General features: G+C 42.4%; 23 protein-coding genes. 18 read left to right on the top strand and 5 right to left on the bottom strand.

The window, feature by feature from the left end:
* Nucleotides 1-16 precede the first annotated feature (16 nt).
* Nucleotides 17-349: a hypothetical protein gene (locus Xmir_RS12020; RefSeq protein WP_099114484.1), complete on the bottom strand. Its 333-nt coding sequence runs from the start codon at nt 347-349 to the stop codon at nt 17-19.
* 105 nt (nt 350-454) lie between these two features.
* On the opposite strand from Xmir_RS12020, the gene Xmir_RS12015 reads away from it, so the two are divergent.
* From Xmir_RS12015 to Xmir_RS11995, 5 genes are all read left to right on the top strand, one after another.
* Nucleotides 455-1,027: a DUF4291 domain-containing protein gene (locus tag Xmir_RS12015; protein WP_099114483.1), complete on the top strand. Its 573-nt coding sequence runs from the start codon at nt 455-457 to the stop codon at nt 1,025-1,027.
* Between the two features lie 998 nt (nt 1,028-2,025).
* A complete protein-coding gene (locus tag Xmir_RS12010; RefSeq protein ID WP_145956892.1) occupies nt 2,026-2,589 on the top strand; it encodes a fimbrial protein in 564 nt (187 codons plus the stop codon).
* 99 nt (nt 2,590-2,688) lie between these two features.
* Entirely contained in the window at nt 2,689-3,396 is a 708-nt protein-coding gene (locus Xmir_RS12005; protein WP_099114481.1) for a fimbrial biogenesis chaperone, read from the top strand.
* 33 nt (nt 3,397-3,429) lie between these two features.
* Nucleotides 3,430-5,946, top strand: coding sequence for a fimbria/pilus outer membrane usher protein (locus tag Xmir_RS12000; protein WP_099114527.1), 2,517 nt, complete (start codon nt 3,430-3,432; stop codon nt 5,944-5,946).
* A 97-nt stretch (nt 5,947-6,043) separates the two neighbouring features.
* Complete coding sequence (locus tag Xmir_RS11995; protein ID WP_099114480.1) at nt 6,044-7,045, top strand: fimbrial protein; 1,002 nt, start codon at nt 6,044-6,046, stop codon at nt 7,043-7,045.
* Between the two features lie 339 nt (nt 7,046-7,384).
* Here the strand turns inward: Xmir_RS11995 and Xmir_RS11990 are convergent, their stop codons facing one another.
* The 3 genes from Xmir_RS11990 to flgA all read right to left on the bottom strand — a co-directional run bounded on the left by Xmir_RS11990 (nt 7,385) and on the right by flgA (nt 8,946).
* The gene (locus Xmir_RS11990; protein WP_099114479.1) at nt 7,385-7,825 is read right to left on the bottom strand and encodes a flagella synthesis protein FlgN; all 441 of its coding nucleotides are present in this window, start codon (nt 7,823-7,825) and stop codon (nt 7,385-7,387) included.
* 26 nt (nt 7,826-7,851) lie between these two features.
* Nucleotides 7,852-8,151: a flagellar biosynthesis anti-sigma factor FlgM gene (flgM, locus tag Xmir_RS11985; protein WP_099114478.1), complete on the bottom strand. Its 300-nt coding sequence runs from the start codon at nt 8,149-8,151 to the stop codon at nt 7,852-7,854.
* A 123-nt stretch (nt 8,152-8,274) separates the two neighbouring features.
* Nucleotides 8,275-8,946 (bottom strand): flagellar basal body P-ring formation chaperone FlgA, encoded by a 672-nt coding sequence (gene flgA, locus Xmir_RS11980; protein ID WP_099114477.1) that lies wholly within the window; start codon nt 8,944-8,946, stop codon nt 8,275-8,277.
* 301 nt (nt 8,947-9,247) lie between these two features.
* Here flgA and flgB point away from each other — a divergent pair, with 301 nt between their 5' ends.
* The 12 genes from flgB to Xmir_RS34020 all read left to right on the top strand — a co-directional run bounded on the left by flgB (nt 9,248) and on the right by Xmir_RS34020 (nt 20,302).
* Nucleotides 9,248-9,664 (top strand): flagellar basal body rod protein FlgB, encoded by a 417-nt coding sequence (gene flgB, locus Xmir_RS11975; protein WP_099114476.1) that lies wholly within the window; start codon nt 9,248-9,250, stop codon nt 9,662-9,664.
* A 5-nt stretch (nt 9,665-9,669) separates the two neighbouring features.
* Entirely contained in the window at nt 9,670-10,074 is a 405-nt protein-coding gene (gene flgC / locus Xmir_RS11970; RefSeq protein WP_099114475.1) for a flagellar basal body rod protein FlgC, read from the top strand.
* 13 nt (nt 10,075-10,087) lie between these two features.
* Complete coding sequence (gene flgD, locus Xmir_RS11965; protein ID WP_099114474.1) at nt 10,088-10,783, top strand: flagellar hook assembly protein FlgD; 696 nt, start codon at nt 10,088-10,090, stop codon at nt 10,781-10,783.
* Nucleotides 10,784-10,798: 15 nt separating this feature from the next.
* Nucleotides 10,799-12,007, top strand: coding sequence for a flagellar hook protein FlgE (flgE, locus tag Xmir_RS11960; protein ID WP_099114473.1), 1,209 nt, complete (start codon nt 10,799-10,801; stop codon nt 12,005-12,007).
* 21 nt (nt 12,008-12,028) lie between these two features.
* Nucleotides 12,029-12,784 carry a flagellar basal body rod protein FlgF gene (locus Xmir_RS11955; RefSeq protein WP_099114472.1) on the top strand — a complete coding sequence of 252 codons (756 nt, stop codon included), beginning with the start codon at nt 12,029-12,031 and terminating at the stop codon, nt 12,782-12,784.
* A gap of 17 nt (nt 12,785-12,801) precedes the next feature.
* A complete protein-coding gene (flgG, locus tag Xmir_RS11950; protein WP_099114471.1) occupies nt 12,802-13,584 on the top strand; it encodes a flagellar basal-body rod protein FlgG in 783 nt (260 codons plus the stop codon).
* A 68-nt stretch (nt 13,585-13,652) separates the two neighbouring features.
* Complete coding sequence (locus tag Xmir_RS11945) at nt 13,653-14,432, top strand: flagellar basal body L-ring protein FlgH (protein WP_099114470.1); 780 nt, start codon at nt 13,653-13,655, stop codon at nt 14,430-14,432.
* 15 nt (nt 14,433-14,447) lie between these two features.
* Nucleotides 14,448-15,566: a flagellar basal body P-ring protein FlgI gene (locus Xmir_RS11940; RefSeq protein WP_099114469.1), complete on the top strand. Its 1,119-nt coding sequence runs from the start codon at nt 14,448-14,450 to the stop codon at nt 15,564-15,566.
* Nucleotides 15,566-16,531, top strand: coding sequence for a flagellar assembly peptidoglycan hydrolase FlgJ (gene flgJ, locus Xmir_RS11935; protein WP_099114468.1), 966 nt, complete (start codon nt 15,566-15,568; stop codon nt 16,529-16,531). The genes Xmir_RS11940 and flgJ overlap by 1 nt, the downstream gene beginning before the upstream one ends.
* Before the next feature lie 120 nt (nt 16,532-16,651).
* Nucleotides 16,652-18,289, top strand: coding sequence for a flagellar hook-associated protein FlgK (flgK, locus tag Xmir_RS11930; protein WP_099114467.1), 1,638 nt, complete (start codon nt 16,652-16,654; stop codon nt 18,287-18,289).
* 36 nt (nt 18,290-18,325) lie between these two features.
* Entirely contained in the window at nt 18,326-19,276 is a 951-nt protein-coding gene (flgL, locus tag Xmir_RS11925) for a flagellar hook-associated protein FlgL (RefSeq protein ID WP_099114466.1), read from the top strand.
* Nucleotides 19,277-19,951: 675 nt separating this feature from the next.
* On the top strand, nt 19,952-20,302 hold the full coding sequence (locus Xmir_RS34020; protein WP_099114465.1) for a DUF2645 family protein: 351 nt from the start codon (nt 19,952-19,954) through the stop codon (nt 20,300-20,302).
* An 88-nt stretch (nt 20,303-20,390) separates the two neighbouring features.
* Here Xmir_RS34020 and Xmir_RS11915 read toward each other — a convergent pair whose 3' ends face one another.
* Complete coding sequence (locus Xmir_RS11915) at nt 20,391-20,720, bottom strand: antibiotic biosynthesis monooxygenase family protein (RefSeq protein WP_099114464.1); 330 nt, start codon at nt 20,718-20,720, stop codon at nt 20,391-20,393.
* 74 nt (nt 20,721-20,794) lie between these two features.
* On the opposite strand from Xmir_RS11915, the gene Xmir_RS11910 reads away from it, so the two are divergent.
* Nucleotides 20,795-21,499, top strand: a complete 705-nt coding sequence (locus Xmir_RS11910) for an ArsR family transcriptional regulator (protein WP_099114463.1) — start codon at nt 20,795-20,797, stop codon at nt 21,497-21,499.
* Nucleotides 21,500-22,267: the final 768 nt, after the last annotated feature.

Here is a 22,267-nt window from a genome sequence, read left to right as displayed (position 1 = left end):
CTTTGTGATCACCTTATTATAATTCAGGCCCTGACCACTGTAGCTGTTTTTTCATTTCATCTGGAACCAACTCAAAAAGCATTTTAATTCGTTCTTTATGGAATTGATAATTTGCGCATATTTTACTATTAGCATTTTCTAAATAGTATCTGGCTTGGTTATTTAAAAAATAAATATCATGATTACAATTTTTTGTTTCTCTTAGAGATTTAACAATGTCGTGTAATAATTCTGCTTCATGATAGCAGGATTTATCTCGCCCTTTTCTAATTGGGCTAAGTGTTTGTACATTTCTGATATAAGGCAGTGCAAAGCTTAACATTTCAATATATATATCAATACGCTTCATGATAATACCTTAAGCATAAAAATTAACTTCCCTTGAGAAAATGTATATTGTACAGTTGTATAATTAAAATAGATATTTCTAACCAAAGATAAAAATAAGGATATTATGTTTTCATATAAAAATAACGCAATAAAAGCAAATTACACTGATGAATATATCAGAGTATATCAAGCTTATTCCGATTCAATCGCTGACAGTGCCATCCAAAGCGGTACTTTTGTTTCCCCCCCTTTCAGTATGACCCGCATGACATGGATTAAACCTTCCTTTTTATGGATGATGTACCGCTCCGGTTGGGCAAAAAAAGATGAAGGGCAGAAGCGAATTCTGGCGATTGACCTGACACATGAAGGATTTAAAGAAATCATCCAGCAAGGTGTGGTCAGCCATTTTGATCATAAACTTTTTGATTCAATAGAAGTATGGAAGAAGAAAGTACAGAACAGTGATGTTGTGATCCAGTGGGATCCTGAACGGGACATCTCATTAAATAAATTGGAACAGAGGACTATCCAGATTGGTTTACGCAATCAAGCTGTTGAGAAATATGTGAATCATTGGATTATTAAGATCAGTGATGTGACTGAACAAGCACATGAAATTCATCGCTTAGTGCAAAAGAATGAGTTGGATATGGCTAAGTCATTGCTCCCTGAAGAAAGAATATATCTGGATTAAAATTAATGTCTCAATAATACTCAATTGCTAATCTGGTATTTTGGGTATAAATGAAAGATAAAGCAGAAAAGGTGGGTTGAAAAATAGCCCCCTTGCAGACTTATAGAGGACACAATTTAAAACTATCTAGCATGAATATATGGTGGTGGCTTTTTAGTTTAATCAGAGTTTCAGTTTATCAATAAAGCAATAACCATTATGCGGTGTTTGTAGGTATAAAGTTAGCTAAAAGTATAACTATTTTATATCAATAATATGATATTTCAGAATATTATATTGCTCAGGATGGTATTGTACCCAAATATGAGAATTCGTTTTTTAGTGGTGGCTGGATAAATTTCAGACTGGTTGGTGTGCTTGTTATTTGATCTTGAAATCGAAAATTTTGAGTAATTGACAGTAAATGACGATCGAAATAAGCATTTCGATAGTTTTTATCTATCAATTGTTTCTTATAAATAGTTAATAACAATTTTTACGACGAAATGAGTTAGTGTATCTTGATTCCATTAGTAATAGGGGTTTTATTAATATTGTTCATATAATATATTGCTGTAAGCTAAATTTATTTAATAGCATTTGGCATGGAGGCCGTGTTTATGTTTTCCCTATATATGGATGCTCTCTCCTCTATAGCATTTAATCAACATATTTATAACATAATGAGTGTTTTTTAACCCAAAACACTTTTTTTGGTTATTTTTATACATATGCGTCTGTATAAATTGACGAAAAGAAGAGAAATTATCATTTATCATATTGTCAAACTAATATTGGGAAGAAAAATAGAGATAACTATATCTTTCTTTTCTTTTTCGATCGTTGGTGGTGTATTTATTAAGGGTTTTTGATGTTAAAGGATTGCATTTATTAATTTTTAAATAAAGTGTATTAGATTTTTATTGATATTAATTTATTATTTTTTAGGGACTTTGAACGGAAGACGTTTTCTTCTCGATGAGTTTTACACATGCACGTAATATAAATGGAATAAAGAAGTGAATTTATTAATGAGATCTGCTGTTATAGTGGTGGTTTGGTGTTCTATGGTTGTTTCCGTATTTGCTGCTAGTAATAATGGTTCTATTACCTTTACTGGTAAAGTAACTAAAGGAACATGCTCTACTGTTGTAGTGGGTGATAGTGGGAGTCATATTGGTAGTGTTAAGATGCGTGATGTTGGCGTGGGGGATTTTACAGCCAAGGATGATGCTAAAGGTGATACAGATTTTAAAATTAAGCTGAGTAATTGTAAGTCATCAAATAGCTCTTCAGTGAAGATCAGTTTTATTGGTACTCCAGATGCTAATAATTCAAAGGTGCTGAAGAATAGTGCAACGAGTTCTCCCGCTGCTGGTGTTGGCATTGGTATTTATAATAAATCAAATGACTCGCTAATCGAAATAGGAAAGGATCCTGTAGCAGTTGCTACTCTAAATTCTGGCGCTTCTGCTACTAAAGAATTGCTTTTTGTTGCTAAGTATGTGGCAACAAAAGATCTAGGTAATATTACAGCAGGTCCGGTGCAGGCTAATGCAAGCTTTACCGTAAGTTACGATTAGTTCCAATTCCTTACGTTTCTATTTTTATTGCCTCTGTGATATCCCCGCCGTGTTTGGTGGGGTATCCCTTATCTTGAATTTGTGTAGGGATATGTCGTTATGTCAAAACATTTTTTGATCGGGCTGTTATTTTTTCTGCCTGTTTTCCTTGCTACTCCTGTCCACGCGGGAATATCACTCAGTAGCACTCGGGTGATCTATGAAGCCTCGCAACGTGAAGTCGCCATTTCCGTCATCAATGACAGCAAAGAAAATGTATATCTAATTCAGTCCTGGGTAGATATTTTTACTCCCACTGTTGAATCTTCTGGTCAAAAAATACCATTTTTAGTTACACCACCTTTGTTTCGTTTAGATGGTGAACACGAAAATCGTTTGCGAATTATTCTCATGAATGGCGTATTACCACAGGATCGTGAATCTGTTTTTTGGCTTAATGTTAAGGCTATTCCTGCCCTGAATAAAAATGACACAAGTCGCTTACTAATATCGCTGAAAAACCGGATAAAACTTTTTTATCGTCCGGCAGGGCTGACAGAACAACGCGCTGCGAAGGCCTATCAACAACTCATTTTTTCCCGGCAAGCAGGGCAATTAATGGTGCAGAATCCAACGCCTTTTTATGTCTCTTTTTATGAGATCAAGCTTGGGAAAAGTGCAATACCGGAAACCGGCATGATAGCACCGTTTAGCAGTCGGCAATGGCCGTTGCCTATAGATTCTGGTAATACCGTTACTTGGAGAACCATCAATGATTATGGTGGTATCACTGATCCCCAATACCAAACATTATCACTTGTGCAATAACCTATCAGTCAGAATAAGAAGATGTTTGGCGTTATGAGCTTGATTATTTTTGTTGTCTATAAGCGGTTAGCGTTGTTGTTGATGGTCATGTTGTCAGGGGTATTGTTAGTGATACCTGTTGCTGGGCATGCCAGTGAACTCTTTGACTTAAATGCCTTGGAAATCCATGATCCGTCTGCTCCACTACCCGATTTAAGTTATTTTTCTGAGAAAGGTGGCAGTGCACCCGGAATATACAGGGTTGCTATTCGCGTCAATGATCAGGATAAGGGTACACAAGATATCCAATTTGTGATGGGAACAGAGAAGAAACTTCAACCCATTTTATCAGTTCAGCAATTGATTGACTGGGGGGTTAATACATCTGCTTTTCCAAAACTGAATTCATATGAGCAATTTACTGATTTATCTGATGTTCTTCCTTATGCCGACGCATCATTACAATTGAGTCAACAAACTCTGTCGATCACTATTCCTCAGGCAGCAATGGCAGCAGCAGCCCGTGGGGCGATTGATCCGTCACTTTGGCAGCAAGGAGAGTCAGCATTATGGGCCAGCTATGACCTCAATGGTGTAAATACCTGGGGTAAAAACGATTCGGGTACGAAGAATTTCTATATGAATTTACGTAGTGGATTGAATTGGGGAAGCTGGCGTTTACGGAATTATTCCACCTACTATCGAAACTTTGGCAAAAATAGTGGTGATAAATCATATTGGGAAAATCTGAATACTTCTTTGCAGCGTGATATTCATGCGCTAAAAAGCCAGCTTGTGATTGGTGAGACAAATACACAAGGCGATTTGTTTAGTGGATTTGCTTTTCGCGGTGTCACCTTGATGTCGGATGATAACATGTTGCCGGATAGTCAACGGGGATTTGCTCCGGTAGTGAGGGGGATCGCAGAAAGTAATGCTCAGATTACTATTCGTCAAAACGGGTACATTATTTATCAGGCAAATGTTCCACCTGGTGCTTTTGTGATTGATGACCTTTATCCAACCTCTTCCGGGGGAAATTTGGATGTAGTCATTCGGGAAGCTGATGGGCGTGAACGTCACTTTGTGCAGCCATTTTCATCAATTCCTGTTATGTTGAGGGAAGAGCACTTCAAATACAATTTTACGCTGGGAAAATATCGTGATTCGCGTGCAGATGCCTATCAGCCAATTTTCACACAGGGCGAAGTTTATTACGGTCTGCCATATGCAGCAACCCTTTATGGCGGTATGTTACTGTCTTCAAATTATCAGGCGTATGCAGTTGGTTTAGGATACAGCCTTGGTCATTGGGGATCGCTGGCGTTTGATATTACGCAGTCACAGGCTGATATTATCCATAAAGGCCAACAATGGGGTTGGGCCTATCGGGTACAGTATGCCAAAGACTTTGAACAGACAGGCACGAATTTTTCACTGACCAGTTATTATTACCCTTCGCCGTATTTTTACGAATTTCAGGACATTAATAACAGGGCAGCATATGAGGAGCCATTACATCAGAATAAACATAAACTTCAGCTCACATTGAGTCAGGGTTTGTCGGATTATGGCAGTCTCTATTTTTCCGGTTATCTACAGAATGATTGGGAACGCAGAGGCGTTACCCGCAGTTTAAATGTCGGGTACAGCGTCAGTTATGCCGATATCCATTACACCCTGAATTACGTCCAAAATATGAGTTCAGGTGACTCAATGGCCGATAATCAACTGGCATTTAATGTACAGATTCCCCTCGAACGTTGGTTGCCAAGTACAAGTAGTTGGGCGACTTATAGCATTAATCATAATCGTCGGGGTGATATCAACCAATCAGTTGGGTTGAGTGGTACCGCCTTAGGTAGATTGAATTATTCCTTACAGCAGAGCCATGATAATCATGAACAGGGCACTGGCGGCAATATAAACCTTAACTATAAAGGTTGTTACGGTGTGTTGTCTGGCGGATATCACTACAGTGATGATTCAAAGCAAATTAGCTATGGTCTCAGAGGAGGCGTAGTTGCCCATCGCCATGGCCTGACCTGGTCGCAACCACTGGGGGAAACCATTGCTTTGGTCAGAACGGCTGGAGCGACCGGCATTAAAGTCACTGGCTATAACGGCGTTGAAACTGATGGACAAGGTCATGCAGTATTGCCTAATGTCAGCCCTTATAACCGTAACCGTATCGCCTTGTCACCGGATTCTTTTGGGGAGGGCGTGGAGATCGGGTCTAATATCCAGACTGTCATTCCAACACAGGGAGCTGTGGTCATCGCTGACTTCCAAACACGGATCGGTCGCCGAGTGCTGTTTACCTTGACTTATCAGGGCAAACCCATTCCTTTTGGCACAATAGTTACCTTGAATGAAAAAAACACACTTCATTCCTTGACTACCAATCACAGCATTGTTGGTAGTGGAGGAGAAGTTTATTTCGGCGGGGTTCCAGAACAGGGCGAATTATCTGTTCAATGGGGGAATGGTCAGTTTGAACAATGTAAAACGCGTTTTCATCTGCCTGAAAGTAAAGCAATGGTGATTTCGCTGCATGAAGAGTGTCGATGATGGCAGATGGCTATTTTATTTCTGCGTTAACAATATCTTCTGTATTAACAATGGGAAATATAACAATAAATTATAGAATTAATATAAGGAATGGCCGATGAAAATGCTTATTTATCCATGGTTATTGTTGGCTTCTGTGTTTTTTTCTTCCGGTAAAGTGTATGCGAGTTGTTCTGGAGGTGATGAGACATTGCCCCAAGCTGAGGCATCTATTCCGTTAGATGCTCCTTTTCTTTCGCCAATTGATGAACTGGTTGTAAGAGATACTATTAAGACAATAACATGCGAAAACCTGCCGGCAGATATTACGGATGTATCTGTCGGTATAAAAGCCTATGGGATATTTTCAGGAAACTCTTTTAAAAACCGTAAAATTTTTAAATTGGGCAATAGTGGCCTTGGATATACCGTCAGAGGTTCACATAATGTTAGAGAAAATCGAAAATATGTCACTGACAAAGATGAGATGTCTGGTTTAAATACCCGGAAGATTTACTCTGAGAAGGTACAGGCCAATGGTTTTGCTAATTTGAGCCTTGCACTCAAATTCGACTTCTACAAAATTGGCCCAATCAATCCAGGTGATTATACTTCCCAATTATTAGGGGCTATTGTTATCGTACCAAATAGCGGAGGGAAGACCCAAGAGTTTAAATATACTGCGAGTAAGATAACAGTTAAAGTACGATCGTGTTCCATTAATGATAGTAATATTCAGGTACCATTAGACACGATCACACAAATGCAATTACCCAAAGTGGGCTCAACAGCAGTGGAAAAGGCATTTGATATCCCTTTAAATTGTGATGCACGTATCAAAGTTAACATGCTCTTGCAGGCAGGCTCTCAAGGCGTTTATGACGCCCAAAAAGGCATTATCAAACTTAATCCTGATACCAATGCAGCCAGTGGTGTTGGTATTCAAATTTTGGATGGTAAGAAGGTAACTCCTATTCCCCTTGGAAAAAAAATTAAATATACCGAAACCACAACAGAAGGACCTGTCAGTATTCCTTTAAAAGCGCGTTATTATCGGTATGGTAACGTTAAAGCAGGGATAGCCAATGCGACAGCGACATTTACCATGAGCTATGAATAATATTTCATCTTAGATTAAGTTTATCTATTTTTGATCCTAGTGCAGGGGGTGATTTATTTAAATTTGGCATCGAAAAAATAACATTATCTACTATCGAAGGTATGATAAATATGATGTATATAACACGAAAGCTTCCCCGTAGAGTTAGGCTTGTACTTTTTGAATATAAGCATTTATGCAGCGCTTAAGAGAAAATTAAGCCAAAAAATTGGCGATTAGAATGAAAATTATTCCTTCTTGTGTAGGGAAGAAAGGTATAAATGTACAGAAACAGACCTCTTATCAACGCATCACCTAAGAGGTCTGTAGATATTACTGCTTAAAGCAGTATGATAAAAATCAAACGCTAATCTTATGGCCCGATAGCGCTGAATTATGACGTGCTTGCCCATCAGCACCATAAAGAGAAGGACTGTGATGACTTTTCAGAAAAGCAATTGCCTTACTATTCAACTCAATATGCTGATCCAGCAAGAATCCATTGTGGGCATTTAAATCACGGATACGTTCAACCGTTTGGCCAATTTGCTCCCATAATATTGCCAGTCTTTCATGGTCAGCATAAGGTTCATTTATTTTCAGCGTTTCGTTTAGTTGCTGGCGCTTGCGTTCTGCGTGATCAAGTGCTGAAAGCAAAAATGCCTTTTGCTCAGTGACTCGATGTAAATGATTCGCTTCAATAAAACCTTCGCATAATATGCGCTGTTCTTCTGCCATCGTGTGCGAAAGCGAATTTAAATGCGCACTTTGCTGTTCAAGCAAGAGTTGAAGTTCTTCCATTTATGGCTCTTTATGAATTTGATGGTTTATTTATCATATTCCATATTTTCAAGGGCTTCTCTGAATAGGGCATCAGCAATTTTACCGCTGTCCATCGTCAGTGTTCCCTGTGCAATGGCTTCTTTCAATTGTTGTACTTTCTGGATATTAATATCCTGGCTACTTGGCTGGACGAGCTTTTTTTGCGCTTCGCTCAGTTTGACTTGCGTATCGGCGCTTTTTTCTGCGACAGCCACAGTTCTTCGAGTGATCTGAGCCCCTTCATTGGCATTGCGTTGCTGTAAAGCAGCCATAGCCAGTAGAGGTTGAGTGCGTTCAATACTCATAATCGTAATCCTTTAATCAGGCATTATCTATTTGTCTTAGGTAGCAGGCGATATACCGCTGGCATGCCTGTAAAATCATGGCCTGTTGGTTATATCGGCTTGAAGAAATAAAACTTTAGCCATTTATAACATCATTTTTACACTACCATTTTCTTGGGCTTCACCAGTAATAACCTGCCCGGACGCTAAGCGGACACGAATATTATCAAAACTCGCGGCATTGTTAATCGCTTTTCCTTCGTAACGCACCTGAAAATGGTGTCCATCTACGGTGACGACCACATTTTGTCCAGCTTTAATCGCCCATGGACGCCGAATCATATTGCGTGTGATGAATTGTCCGGCAGATATGTTGCGAATCGCAATACCATTTTGTATGGCCTTTCTGTTACGGATTATGTCGTTTGGCAGTTTATCTAAGGATCCTGTTTTTACTTGAAAATCTTTTTCTGTCAAAACTGCATTGCGGTTAATAGCTTGCTTAGAAACCAAGTAAGGGCCATTGACATTGACGTAAACCTGAATAAAACGACGTTGCTGACCACAAGTCACCGGGATGGAAAGGCTCCCCCAATTTTTATTGCCTAGTGATGGCTGGACCTCAGGAAATTCACAAGTCGGCCAATGTTGCTCAGGCGTTTTGATTTCCACAGAGACTTTATGACCTGATGTGTGATGAATTTGCCTGAAATAATCATTTATCGATTGCGGTAAGTTGTTCCCCCAAGCCAAAGAAGTGCAAAAAAATAAATTAAGGAAAATGGCAAGGGAACCGATAAATTTTAATGCAGACATGTCATCACCTTAACCCCGTTAGCGAACCATGATTTCAAAAAATATTCAGCACCTGTTGGATGTTAATAGTGTAACGCGATTGATTATTCGTTAATGGGATAAATAGCAATCCAATTTGTTTCTATTCTTCGAATCACCTTTTTCTTCTACGTTTATTCTGTTAGCTGCTTAGAGCTTATCCCCAGCTTATTTCATGTGCATTGCCTTAAACAACGTCGCAACATTAGTGATGAAGAGGGGGCTATAAGCTCTTGATGTGTTATTGGGGTTCGCCCCGACAGAACAGACCCGAGGGAGGAGTATGCTCGATAAATTAGATGCCGCCTTTCAATTTCGACAAGAAGCGCTGGCACTCCGCAACCAGCGGCAGGAAATTTTGTCTGCCAATATCGCCAATGCGGATACCCCTGGCTATCAGGCGCGTGATATCGATTTTGCTGCTCAACTGAAAAAGGTAATGGCACATGGTCGTGTAACGGGGAATGGAATTGGGCTAACTCTGACTTCCGAGCGACATATTCCCGTTCAGCCTCAAAAACGTCTGGAGATGGATCTGCTGTATCGGGTGCCATACCAGACAGCCATGGATGGAAATACCGTTGACATGGATATGGAACGCAGTAATTTCGCAGATAACAGTCTGAAATATCAGGCTGAACTTACAATGACGAATGCGCAGATCAAAAGCATGATGTCAGTTCTACAGTCACAAGGATAATGGGAATGTCTCTACTCAGTATTTTTGATATTGCCAGTTCTGCGTTGTCCGCTCAGTCCCAGCGACTGAACGTCAGCGCCAGTAATATGGCAAATGCCGATAGCATTGTTGGGCCGGATGGAGAACCCTATCGCGCCAAGCAAGTGGTCTTTCGTGTCGCAGCACCAGCAGGGCAGGAAATAGGTGGTGTTCGTGTCAGTGAAGTGGTGGATGATCCCACACCTTTCCGTCTTGAATATCAGCCGGGTAACCCGTTGGCTGATGAAAAAGGTTATGTTCGTATGCCGAATGTGGATGTTGTCGGGGAAATGGTCAATACCATCTCCGCTTCCCGTAGCTATCAGGCGAACGTTGAAGTGCTTAACACCACTAAGTCCATTATGTTGAAAACGCTGACTCTGGGTCAGTAACAGGAATTTCATTATGGCAGTGACCACTTCAATCAATGAATCATTGGATAATACTACGCTAGGTGAGCTGGCTTCTGTGGCCAAAAAAAAGCCACAAAGTAGCGGTGATATCAAAGATAACTTTCTGAATATATTAGTGACGCAGCTCAAGAACCAAGATCCTACCAATCCAATGCAAAACAACGAGCTGACCTCTCAGATTGCGCAGATCAGTACTGTTGAGGGCATAGAAAAACTCAATAAAACACTGGGAAGTATTGTCGGACAGATGGACAACAATCAGGCAATGCAAACAACATTGCTGATTAATCGAGATGTCATTATACCCGGCAATAAGATTTTAGTCGGCTCCAGTGAAGAAAAAGGCATCAGCGTATCACGACTGGGCGTTGAGCTGACCCGACCTGCCGATAACGTAAAAGTAACCATCAAAGATAAGAATGGGGCAGTCGTTCGGGAAGTGGATATCGGTAAATTGAATGCAGGTGTCCATAGTTTCAAATGGGATGGCAAAGACGCAGATGGCAAGGAAGTGGCAAACGGTGCGTATAGTTTCACGGTTTCCGCAAGCTATCAGGATCAAGCGTTAGTGGCACTTCCGCTGATTTCTGCCAAGGTAAATGGCGTCACGCGGGGTGAGGATGGCACTAAATTAGATTTAGGGCTGGCGGGTACGGTAACCATGGATAAAGTTCGTCAGATTCTTTAATTAAACGGAGGACATATGTCTTTTTCACAAGCGGTCAGTGGTTTGAATGCCGCAGCGGGTAATTTGGACGTTATTGGCAATAACATCGCAAACTCGGCGACATTCGGTTTTAAATCCAGTTCTGCTGCCTTTTCGGACGTTTTCAGCGGCTCAGATGTGGGATTGGGTGTTAAGGTTTCTGGTATGCTTCAGAACTTTAAAGATGGCTCAACTACCAGGACTAATCGTCAGTTGGATATGGCAATTACACAGGGTGGTTTTTTCCGCATGCAGGATACCAGCGGTAATATTTTCTATTCCCGTAATGGTCAGTTCCAAATGGATAAAGAGCGTAATCTGATCAATATGCAGGGCATGAAGCTGACGGGTTATCCGGCGGTAAACGGAGAAATTCTGCAAGGCGGAGCGGTCGAGCCGCTTTCAATTCCAACAGATATGTTGAATGCGAAAGCGACTACAGCAGTTAAGCTGAAAGCCACCCTAAATTCAATGCACTCAGCCATTGATCCGGTGAAAAACGCCTTTGATCCGAATAATAACGATAGTTTTAACTACAGCACCACCTTGCAAGTCTATGACAGTTTGGGGAATCAGCATGATCTCCGAACATTCTTCGTGAAAACAGCCGACAATACATGGGAGTTTCATGCCAAGGATATTTCTGTAGCCGGCTCTACCGCCCATAAATTGGGTGATGTGCAATTTGACGGCTATGGCCAAATGGTCGGTACCAATAATGTATTTACATTCAATGTCGAATCTTTGAATGGTTCAATGGCCGGGCCAATCACCATTGATTTTTCGGGTAGTAAACAGCAGAACATTCCCCAAGATTTTACCTCCAATCCAACACAAGATGGCTATGCCGCAGGTAGCTTCAGTGATTACCGTGTGGATGAGGACGGTAAAATTTACGCGACCTATTCCAACAGCCAGAAACAAGTATTAGGTCAGGTCGTACTGGCAAACTTCTCTAATCCTGAAGGCCTGGCTGCGCAAGGTGATAACGTTTGGGTAGAATCCAGTGCATCAGGCAGCCCGGTTGTGGGTATCGCAGGTTCAGGCAACTTCGGTAAGCTGATCACTGGGGCGTTGGAAGCCTCTAACGTCGATATGAGCCAGGAGCTGGTCAGTATGATTGTCGCCCAGCGTAACTATCAATCCAACGCCCAAACCATCAAGACGCAGGATCAAATTCTGCAAACTCTGGTCAGTATGCGTTAATAAGCTCAGGCGGATAGCTTTATGGATCACGTTATATATACCGCTATGGGCGCTGCACGCCAAACACTGGAGCATCAGGCTGTCACTGCCAACAATCTGGCCAACGCCTCAACACCGGGCTTCAAGGCTCAGCTTGCTGCACTGCGTGCCGTACCGATTGAAGGTGAAACCCTGCCGACGCGTACCCTGACTGTTGCTTCCACCCCCGGCATGGATAGCCGTCAGGGACCCATGAATTATACCTCCCGCCCATTGGATGTAGCTGTCGGACAAGGCGGCTATTTGGCTGTCCAGCTCGAAGATGGGATGGAAGCCTATACCCGCAACGGCAGCATCCAGATTTCCCCCGAAGGGCAACTGATGGTGCAGGGGCGCATGTTGATGGGCGAAAACGGGCCGATTGATGTGCCGCCACAGGCTGAACTGACTATTGCCGCTGATGGTGCCATTTCTGCTTTGATTGCCAGTGATCCGCCAACCCTGTTGGGTCAGATTGGTAAATTGAAAATTGTCAAACCGGAAGCCGGACAAGTGGTGCGGGGTGATGATGGTTTGTTCCACTTAACGCCACAGGCGCAGGAGCAGCAAGGCAATGAATTGGCGGCCAGCACGGAAGTGAAAGTCATGCCGGGTGTACTGGAAGGCAGTAATGTCAATCCAGTGGAAAGCATGGTGAACATGATCGCCAACGCGCGTCGTTTTGAGATGCAGATGAAAGTCATACACAGTTCCGATGAAAATGCACAGCGGGCTAATCAAATTCTCGCTATGAGCTAATCGGGGAGGATAAATTCATGATCCGATCTTTATGGATTGCCAAGACTGGGCTGGATGCTCAGCAAACAAATATGGATGTCATTGCCAACAACCTGGCAAACGTCAGCACCAATGGTTTTAAACGCCAGCGTGCGGTATTTGAAGATTTGCTCTATCAAACTGAACGCCAGCCGGGCGCGATGTCGTCTGAACAGACTAACTTGCCATCAGGGTTGCAGATTGGTACTGGGGTACGGCCGGTAGCTACTGAACGTTTGCACAATCAGGGCAACTTGGCGCAGACCAATAACAGCAAAGACATAGCAATCAAGGGGCAGGGCTTCTTCCAGATCCAGATGCCTGATGGCACAACCGGCTATACCCGTGATGGTTCATTTCAGGTGGACCAAAATGGTCAGTTAGTGACAGCGGGCGGTTTTCAGGTCGTGCCAGCAATCATCATTCCAGATAATGCCACCAAAATGAGTATCGCCCGTGACGGGATCATCAGTGTGAATGTGCAGGGGCAAAACGCACCTCAACAGGTCGGGCAATTGACGCTGACCACGTTCATCAATGAAAGTGGTTTGGAAAGCATTGGTGAGAACCTGTATCTGGAAACCAACAGTTCGGGTGTTCCAGTGGAAAATGCGCCGGGCATTAATGGTGCCGGATTGCTCTATCAAGGCTATGTTGAAACCTCTAACGTCAATGTGGCGGAAGAGTTGGTCAATATGATTCAGGTTCAGCGAGCCTACGAAATCAACAGTAAAGCGGTATCAACGTCTGATCAGATGTTGCAAAAACTGACTCAGTTATAACTTAATCATGAATAGTGGAGGGACATATTCCCCCCACTATTTCTGCGATAAATTTAAGAGCATAGAAGATGGATACAATGCCCGTTGCCGAAAGCCATGCTAAAAACCATGTAGCTTATGACTCTGCCGGTTTACGGAAAAACCGGGAAAATAAGTGGCGTATTAGCATATCTGTGGCGGTATTAACCTTGTCGGCACTGACATTAGGGGGCTGTGCTTACATGCCGCACAAACCGCTGGTGGGAGGGCAGACAACCGCAAAACCCGCCGAAGCACCTGCTCCAATGCCAAATGGTTCCATTTTTCAGGTTGTCCAGCCGGTTTATTACGGTTATCAACCCCTGTTTGAAGACCGTCGTCCACGCAATATCGGTGATACGCTGACTATTATCCTGCAAGAAAACGTCAGTGCGAGCAAAAACTCCTCAGCCAACGCCAGCCGCAATGGTAAAACTGGTTTCGCTGCTGCTTTAACCCCCCGTTTTTTGCAGGGATTGATAGGCGGTGACAAAACCGATTTGGGCATGGAAGGCAATAGCGAGTTTGGCGGCAAAGGAGGGGCAAATGCCAACAATACATTCAGGGGCACGATTACTGTGACGGTGAATAAATTGATGGCAAACGGCAACCTGCATGTCGTAGGGGAAAAACAGATCGCCATCAATCAGGGAACTGAATTTATTCGTTTCTCTGGCGTAGTGAACCCTCGCACTATCACTGGCAACAATACGGTCAGCTCCAACCAAGTTGCAGATGCCCGCATTGAGTATGTCGGTGATGGTTATATCAACGAAGCGCAGCATATGGGCTGGTTGCAACGTTTCTTTATGAATATCTCACCGTTTTAAAAGAGGGCGGTCAGGATGAAAAAATTAGTCGCCAGCCTTTTTACGTTTTTGCTGGTTCTGTTCAATACATTCGCGTCTACCAGTGCTTTCGCGGAGCGTATTCGCGATCTGACGACCATTGAGGGCGTTAGGGATAACGCGCTGATTGGTTATGGTTTAGTCGTTGGATTGGATGGAACGGGTGACCAGACCATGCAGACGCCTTTCACAACCCAAAGTTTGAGCAATATGCTGTCACAATTGGGGATTACTGTGCCGCCCGGTACAAATATGCAGCTTAAAAATGTGGCCGCCGTGATGGTGACAGCAAAGCTGCCACCTTTTGCGCGTTCAGGGCAGAACATTGATGTTGTGGTCTCCTCATTGGGTAATGCCAAGAGCTTACGTGGCGGGACATTGCTGATGACGCCCTTGAAAGGGGTGGATAACCAAGTCTATGCGTTGGCTCAGGGCAATATCCTCGTGGGTGGCGCAGGTGTGAGTGCCGGTGGTAACAGCATTAGAATCAATCAGCTTGCAGGTGGGCGTATCTCTAATGGTGCGGTGATTGAGCGAGAATTGCCAACGCAATTCGGCCAGAAAAGCACGTTGAACCTGCAATTGAATGATGATGATTTCGGTTTGGCTCAGCAGATTAGCGATGCGATCAACCGTCTGAAAGGAACAGGAACGGCAACACCGCTGGATTCCCGTACCGTTCAGTTGCGTCTGCCAATAGAAAACAGCGAGCAGGTTAAGTTTCTGTCTCAAGTTCAGAACCTAACTATTCGTGTTAATGATGGCGATGCCAAAGTAATTTTCAACTCCCGCACCGGTTCAGTGGTCATGAACCGCAATGTGACATTGGATAGTTGTGCGATTGCTCACGGTAGCCTGTCTGTCACTGTTGAACGTCAAACGGTCGTTAACCAGCCTGATACACCATTGGCGGGGGGAAGTACCGTCGTGACCCGCAATACGGGCGTTGGCATTCAGGAACAGGGCGGTGCATTGCAAAAAGTCAATGCCAGTGCGAACCTGACTCAAGTTGTACGTGCGTTAAATGCACTGGGTGCAACGCCAACAGATTTAATGTCGATTTTGCAGGCGATGGAGAGCGCAGGCTGTCTGCGTGCAAAATTGGAGATTATCTGATGAATGACTTTCTGACGATGCCTAATGCTGCTTATGATGTTAACTCGCTGCATTCACTGAAAGCTAAACTGTCACAGGAACCACAACAAGGGCTACGGCAAGTAGCCCAACAACTGGAAGGCGTTTTCGTTCAGATGATGCTGAAAAGCATGCGTTCCTCGTTGCCGCAAGATGGCATTTTGAGTAGTGAACAGACCCGTTTTTATACTTCGATATACGATCAGCAAATTGCTCAGGATCTTTCCCAAAAGGGACTGGGGTTTGCTGACATGATCGTTAAGCAATTCTCTGACGCTAATAATATGCCGAGTGAATTGGCGGGCACCACGCCGATGCCACTGGATAATGAAATCCTGCACACATTGCCGAAACAGGCATTGGAGCAATTTATGCGCCGGGCGATGCCTGACCATTCCTCTTCGGCCTTCACCAATGGTTCAGCCCAGTCGAAGTCATTGCCAATGAACAGCGCCAGCTTTGTTTCCATGCTTTCCTTACCGGCACAATTGGCAAGCCAGCAAAGCGGTATTCCTCACTTATTGATTATTGCTCAGGCCGCGCTGGAGTCAGGTTGGGGACAACGAGAAATTCTGACCGCAGAAGGCAAACCGAGTCATAACCTGTTTGGCATCAAAGCGGGGAAACACTGGAAAGGGCCTGTCACCAATATCATGACGACGGAATACATTGATGGTGAACCGAAGAAAATGCAGGACAGCTTCCGTGTGTATGGCTCTTATGGGGAAGCGATAACGGATTACGTTAAGTTGCTGACAGAAAATCCCCGCTACGCCAAAGTTGCGCAATCCACGACGGCTGAGCAAGGCGCGTACTCTTTGCAGGATGCAGGTTATGCCACCGATCCCGGCTATGCCAAAAAATTAGTGTCACTGATCCAGCAGTTAAAGAATACCGGCAATCAAATGGCAAAAGCCTATGCCTATAATTTCGATAACCTGTTTTAAATGTTAGGTGGCGGAATCAAGCGTATTTCTGCTCAAGGAACAGAGAGATGTGCCGATAACTGTAACAGTGAATGACCTCCTATAGAGGGAGGATTAAAGAAAACGTAAAAGGATCTACACATGTCCAATAATCTTCTGAATACTGCCATGAGTGGTGTGAACGCCGCGCGGGTGGCAATGGATGTTGTGGCTAATAACATCAATAACTCTACAAAAACGGACTATCACCGACAAACTACCGTGATAACATCAAATAATGGCACCATGTCGCCAGTGGGTTTTATTGGCAACGGTGTCGCTGTCAGTGCCATCAACCGTGAATACAGTGAATTCATCACTCAGCAAAAGAATGCCGCACAAACTAAACATTCGGCACTGAATGTTTATAGCCAAGAGATCAGCAAAATCGATAAGTCATTGGCAGAGACAAATACCAGTCTGTCCAGCTTCATCTCAGATTTTTTTGAAAGGTTGGGAGTGCTTGGGAGCAATGCGGAAGACAGCGCTGCCAGAACCACGGTATTGGGTACCGCAGATGGCCTGGTTAACCGATTCAAAAAAGCTGATGAAACTTTGCGTCAGATAGACAGTGGCGTCAATGCCCGCATTGAACAGAATGTTCAGGATATCAATAAATATGCGAAAGAAATTGCCGCGCTGAACAATGAAATTACGCGGATGCGCGGTATGGGTAATGGCGAACCTTTGGCGTTGCTGGATAAACGTGATGAAGCGGTTAACCAATTAAATCAGTTGGTTGAAGTGAACGTCGTTCAGCAGGATGGCAGCACTTATAACGTCTCATTCGGTGGCGGTATGATGCTGGTATCGGGCAATAAAACCTATCAGTTGGAAGCGATCCCTTCCAGCGCTGACAGTCGCCGTATCACTGTGGGTTATAACAATGGCACCGGTGCCAGAGAAATAGACGAACGCTTTATCTCTCAGGGAGCACTGGGCGGCGCATTGCAAGTGCGCAGGGAAGCGGTGGATTCAGCCCGCAATGAGTTGAACCAACTGGCACTGGTGATGGCCGATCAATTCAATCAGGTACAGCGTGGTGGTATTGATCTGAACGGCGATAAGGGGGCTGATTTCTTTACCTTCCACCAACCTGAGGTTATCTCCAGTAGCAACAATAAAGGCACGGCTGAAATTACCGTGGAATATGCGGATACCACGAAAGTGAAAGCCAGTGACTATACCCTTAAATTTGAAGGCGGGAATTGGAATGTCCAGCGCATTTCGGACAGAGCCATGATCCCGGCGAAAAAAGAGGGGGATACGCTGGAGTTTGATGGTCTGAAAGTTAACATCAATGCGGCTAAGGCAGAGGAGCACGACAGCTATACATTGAAAACAGTCAGTAACGTTGTGGCAAACTTGGAAATGAATCTGAAAGATTCTTCCAAACTGGCGGCTGGTACTGTCAAAGATGCTGGCCCAAGCGATAAGCGTAATGTGGATAAATTCCTTAAATTACAGGATGAGCGTTTGGTGGAGGGTAAATCGTCTTTTTCTGGTGCTTATGCCTCGTTGGTCAGTCGTGTGGGGAGTAATACGCATAAAATCCAGACAAGTGCCAAAACGCAGGGAGAGATTGTTAAGCAATTGGATTCAACGCGGGAATCGATTTCAGGTGTCAGTTTGGATCATGAATACGTCGAATTGCAACGTTTTCAGCAGTATTATCTGGCAAACGCCCGTGTGATCCAGACGGCGACAACAATGTTTGATGCGATTCTGGCCATTCGCTAATCACCACTTGGTTGAAGATAAAAAGGAAATGAGATTGTGCGTGTCAGTACGAATCAATTATACAGTCAGGGCATGAATGCGATCTTTGATGCCCAATCAACGAAGATGAAATTGAGTGAGCAACTCTCCAGCGGTCGTCGAGTCATTAATCCCTCTGATGATCCTCTGGCGGCTTCGCAGAGCATTATGATTTCCCAATCTGAGTCAAAAAATCAGCAATTTGCCACAGCCCGCACTTTTGCCAAAAATACCATGTCAACTCAGTTGAGCATTATTGCAGATGCCGTGAATGTGACGAGCAGTGTTTCTGAAACGTTGGTGGCTGCGGCATCTGCGCAGAGCGACAAGGATCGGGAATCTTATGCACAGCAATTGAACGGTCTTAAAGAACAGTTGTTGAACTTGGGTAACAAAACGGATGGCAATGGTCGCTATATTTTTGCTGGCTATAAAACGGATGAGCCTCCTTTTGTGAAAGATGACAGTGGGAAAGTCAGTTACGTCGGTGGTGATGAAAAAATTACCCAGAAAGTGGATGATAACCGCTCAATGATTATCGCCCATACCGGGCGACAGGTATTTTTATCTCATCCCAGCAACCCAATCAAAGACAGTGAACCAGATATTTTTGCGGCCATTGATATGGCGATCGAGGCATTAACAAAAACGCCGTACAGCACAGCCAGTGAGGAAGAAAAGAATGAAGCGATGGCGTTGATAGATAAAGCTAACCGTAGTGCCCGCAATAGCTTGAACAACTTTTCTTCGGCAGAATCCGTATTGGGGTTGCAACTTAAGGAGCTGGATCATCTGGATGATCTGGGGCGTGACCGCAGTACCTCTAATCAAGTGCAGAAAGGAGAATTGGTCGAGGTTGATTGGGTTTCCGCTATATCCAAGTACCTCCTGCAAGAGGTTACCCTACAGGCTTCCTACAAAGCGTTTACTGACTTAAAAGACATGTCTCTGTTTGAGAAGTATCGCTGATTAAGACTGGTATACCGTTTTCACTTCAAGCCCTTAGCTTCTTTTTACGTAATATGAGGGAAGATAAGGGTTTATTTGTTCCCTTTATTTTGTCATTTTCCACTTACTGGCAGTGCGCTCATTTCTGTTTTCTTTCTTTCATTTCCTTTCATGATTCAGAACCATTATCGTACTCCTTCAATTTGTTGTTATCAGATTTTCATATTTTCAATATGTCTTCTGCATAAAAAACTGATACTTTAAAAAGTCTCAAAGTGTAATTATTAAACAATATTTGTATGGATAATGACTTGTAAATAAATAGCAATATAAAATAGATAAAAAGAATAAAAATTCTAAAATTGTAGTTTATGTCAATGATTTTTCCTTTATTTATAATTATGGTGAATGATTTGAGGGAATATGCAGTAATCGACACGGTTAAAACCAATTTTTCCCGTGGATTCACAAAGGAAAGATGATCCGTTCTATAAGGCGTAAAATCACTCCCATCCATGATTAATTTCGATTTTTTTATTTAGTATATTATTTTATCTTGTGATCGAGATCTTATCTTTGATAGGAAAGAGAAATATTACATTATATTTTTTGATATAAATATTCTTGAATGTGAATTCGCGGTTTCTTGTCTAGGGGTAGATCTCGTCTTACTATTGATGATAAGAATAAATAAACATGAAAACTATAAGTATACTCTTTTGTATTATCTTTATTTTGTATAGTGCAATATTAATTGGGTGCTTTTCGACGGTCGATCATGACTGGATGATTGGGAAAGAGGGAGTCAATACGGTTTGTGATGTAGTGAATACCTTTGTAGTTAATGACGACAGAAAATTAACAGCCCCTTTGTGTTTGGTCTTTTTATTACCTTTTATGATTCTTTTTATGATGAAGGGAGTAAAAGGATTTTCGGAGAGTAAATTACAGTCGATAATTTATTTTTTGACAGTGATGTTTTCAATTGGAAACTGGTATTGGATGTTTTTTGGTCGATTTGCAGATTGTCCATTCCCCCCAAACTGACTATGATGATTATTGGAAGATAATGGAGTTGAACATTATCTCCCAATAAGAATTATGCAGAATAAGCCATTAATAATTTATTGCCAGTTCATCTTTCGGTTGGTGCTTCTTCCCTTGCATACATCCCGTAATCCCGGATAATTGCCGCGACTCTCAAACGATAATCCACAAACACACCATTGCGCCCTGACGCCTGTGCTTCCTGATGCTGGTAAGTATTTCGCCATTGTTTTATAGATTCTTCATCACGCCAGTAGGAGAGTGAAAGATATTTATTGTTATTATTGAGGCTCTGAAAGCGTTCTACGGAAATAAATCCCGGAATGGTGTTCAATAATGGTCTGAGAGCAGCAGCAGTATCAAAATAATGTTCACTTTGGTTTTCTGCGACTTCGACTTCAAATATGACAGCTAGCATTATCGTTTCCTTGAAGGATAAAAAAATCTAAGCTACCTTGCTGCAATCACTGTCACTTCGATGGTTATCAAAATATGTATGAATTTACTCTTGAGAAACGAGTTTCGGCCATTGCCGGGGTATTGGCTGATTACACCCGTGCCCGCATGTTATTTTTGCTGATGGATGGGCGAGCTTATACAGCGACAGAATTAAGTGCTGCTACTGATGTTGTTCCATCAACAACCAGTGCTCATTTAAATCGTCTGGTAGAAGAAAGTTTAATCAGCTGCATTAAACAGGGGCGACATCGTTATTTTAAAATCTATAACAAAGAAGTCGCTCAGTTGCTGGAAAATATGATGTGTTTTGCTAATGGCGGGCATAACGATATTGTTAAAATTTCCACACCCCAATCTTTGCGTTTTTTCCGAACTTGTTATGATCATATGGCAGGGGAAATTGCGGTAAAAATTCATGATAGTTTGTTGGTGAATCATTGGATGACGGATAATTATGAGTTAACGCCAACAGGCAAAGATCTTTTGATTTCGCTTGATATAGGCAGAGACAAAGCGCTCTCTTCGCGGCGAAAATTTGCCTGTTCCTGCCTTGATTGGAGTGAACGGCATTTCCATCTTGGCGGTTTTTTAGGAGCATCGTTGCTTGATGCTTTTTTAAAGAAAAAATGGGCAGTCAGGCAATTGGACAGCCGGGAATTGGTATTAACAGAATCAGGGAAACGTGGGATTAAGCAGAAGTTTCGCGTGGAAATAGATGGCGGTGAGGGATTTATATAGCGATTTTTGTGTTTGCAATCACCCAACATATATAACTAATGTTTAATGTAAAATGAATTTTGGTTATATTCGTTTTGATATTAATTTAAATTGTTATTATTGTTTTATTTTATGAAGTAAATGCTCTTCTGATAACTGTTTTCTATGGTTTTTTGTATTATTTATTTGATTTTATTGTGATTTTTTGTGATCGCTTGGAATAACAGAGAGATAAGATTTGAAACAGGCTTCTTAACTTTATTTGTTGATTGATACCCGATAGCATTGTAATGTTTATGGCGCTAATTCACTACCCACGTAAAAATGAACATGTTAATTCTAAATAAGAAAATTAATGGCATCTCTTTATCAGTCATGATTTAAGGTGTTTGGTTTGTAGTTTAGGTGAGGTTATGTTAGCTGATATGAAAAATCATCAATATTCAATGCAACAAGTTTTTTCTGAACTGATTTACAAGGTTGATAATTACAAGTGCGGTAATGACTGTATCAGTTCTGTTTTCGGGTTTTCCAGGTTTTGGATGTTTCTGTTAATTGCCATAAATATAGAAATTCATAAATCTGTCATCAAATTTCAATTAAATGATAACTTGAACAGTGAGAAAATGGCTTCTGAAAACGAGGGGAAATTAAGTTTATTTATTAATTGTTAGCGTAAACAAGTGATGTTTCCGTAATCACTCAAGTTATAAAAAACGGGCGAAATTATTTATACGGTTTATATAGCCAGGCAGATGAACTTATACATAATTATACCGGGACAGCCCG

This window comes from Xenorhabdus miraniensis (assembly GCF_002632615.1).
The sequence above is the reverse complement of the archived record's forward strand: the minus strand, read 5'-3'. Positions and strand labels throughout refer to the sequence as shown.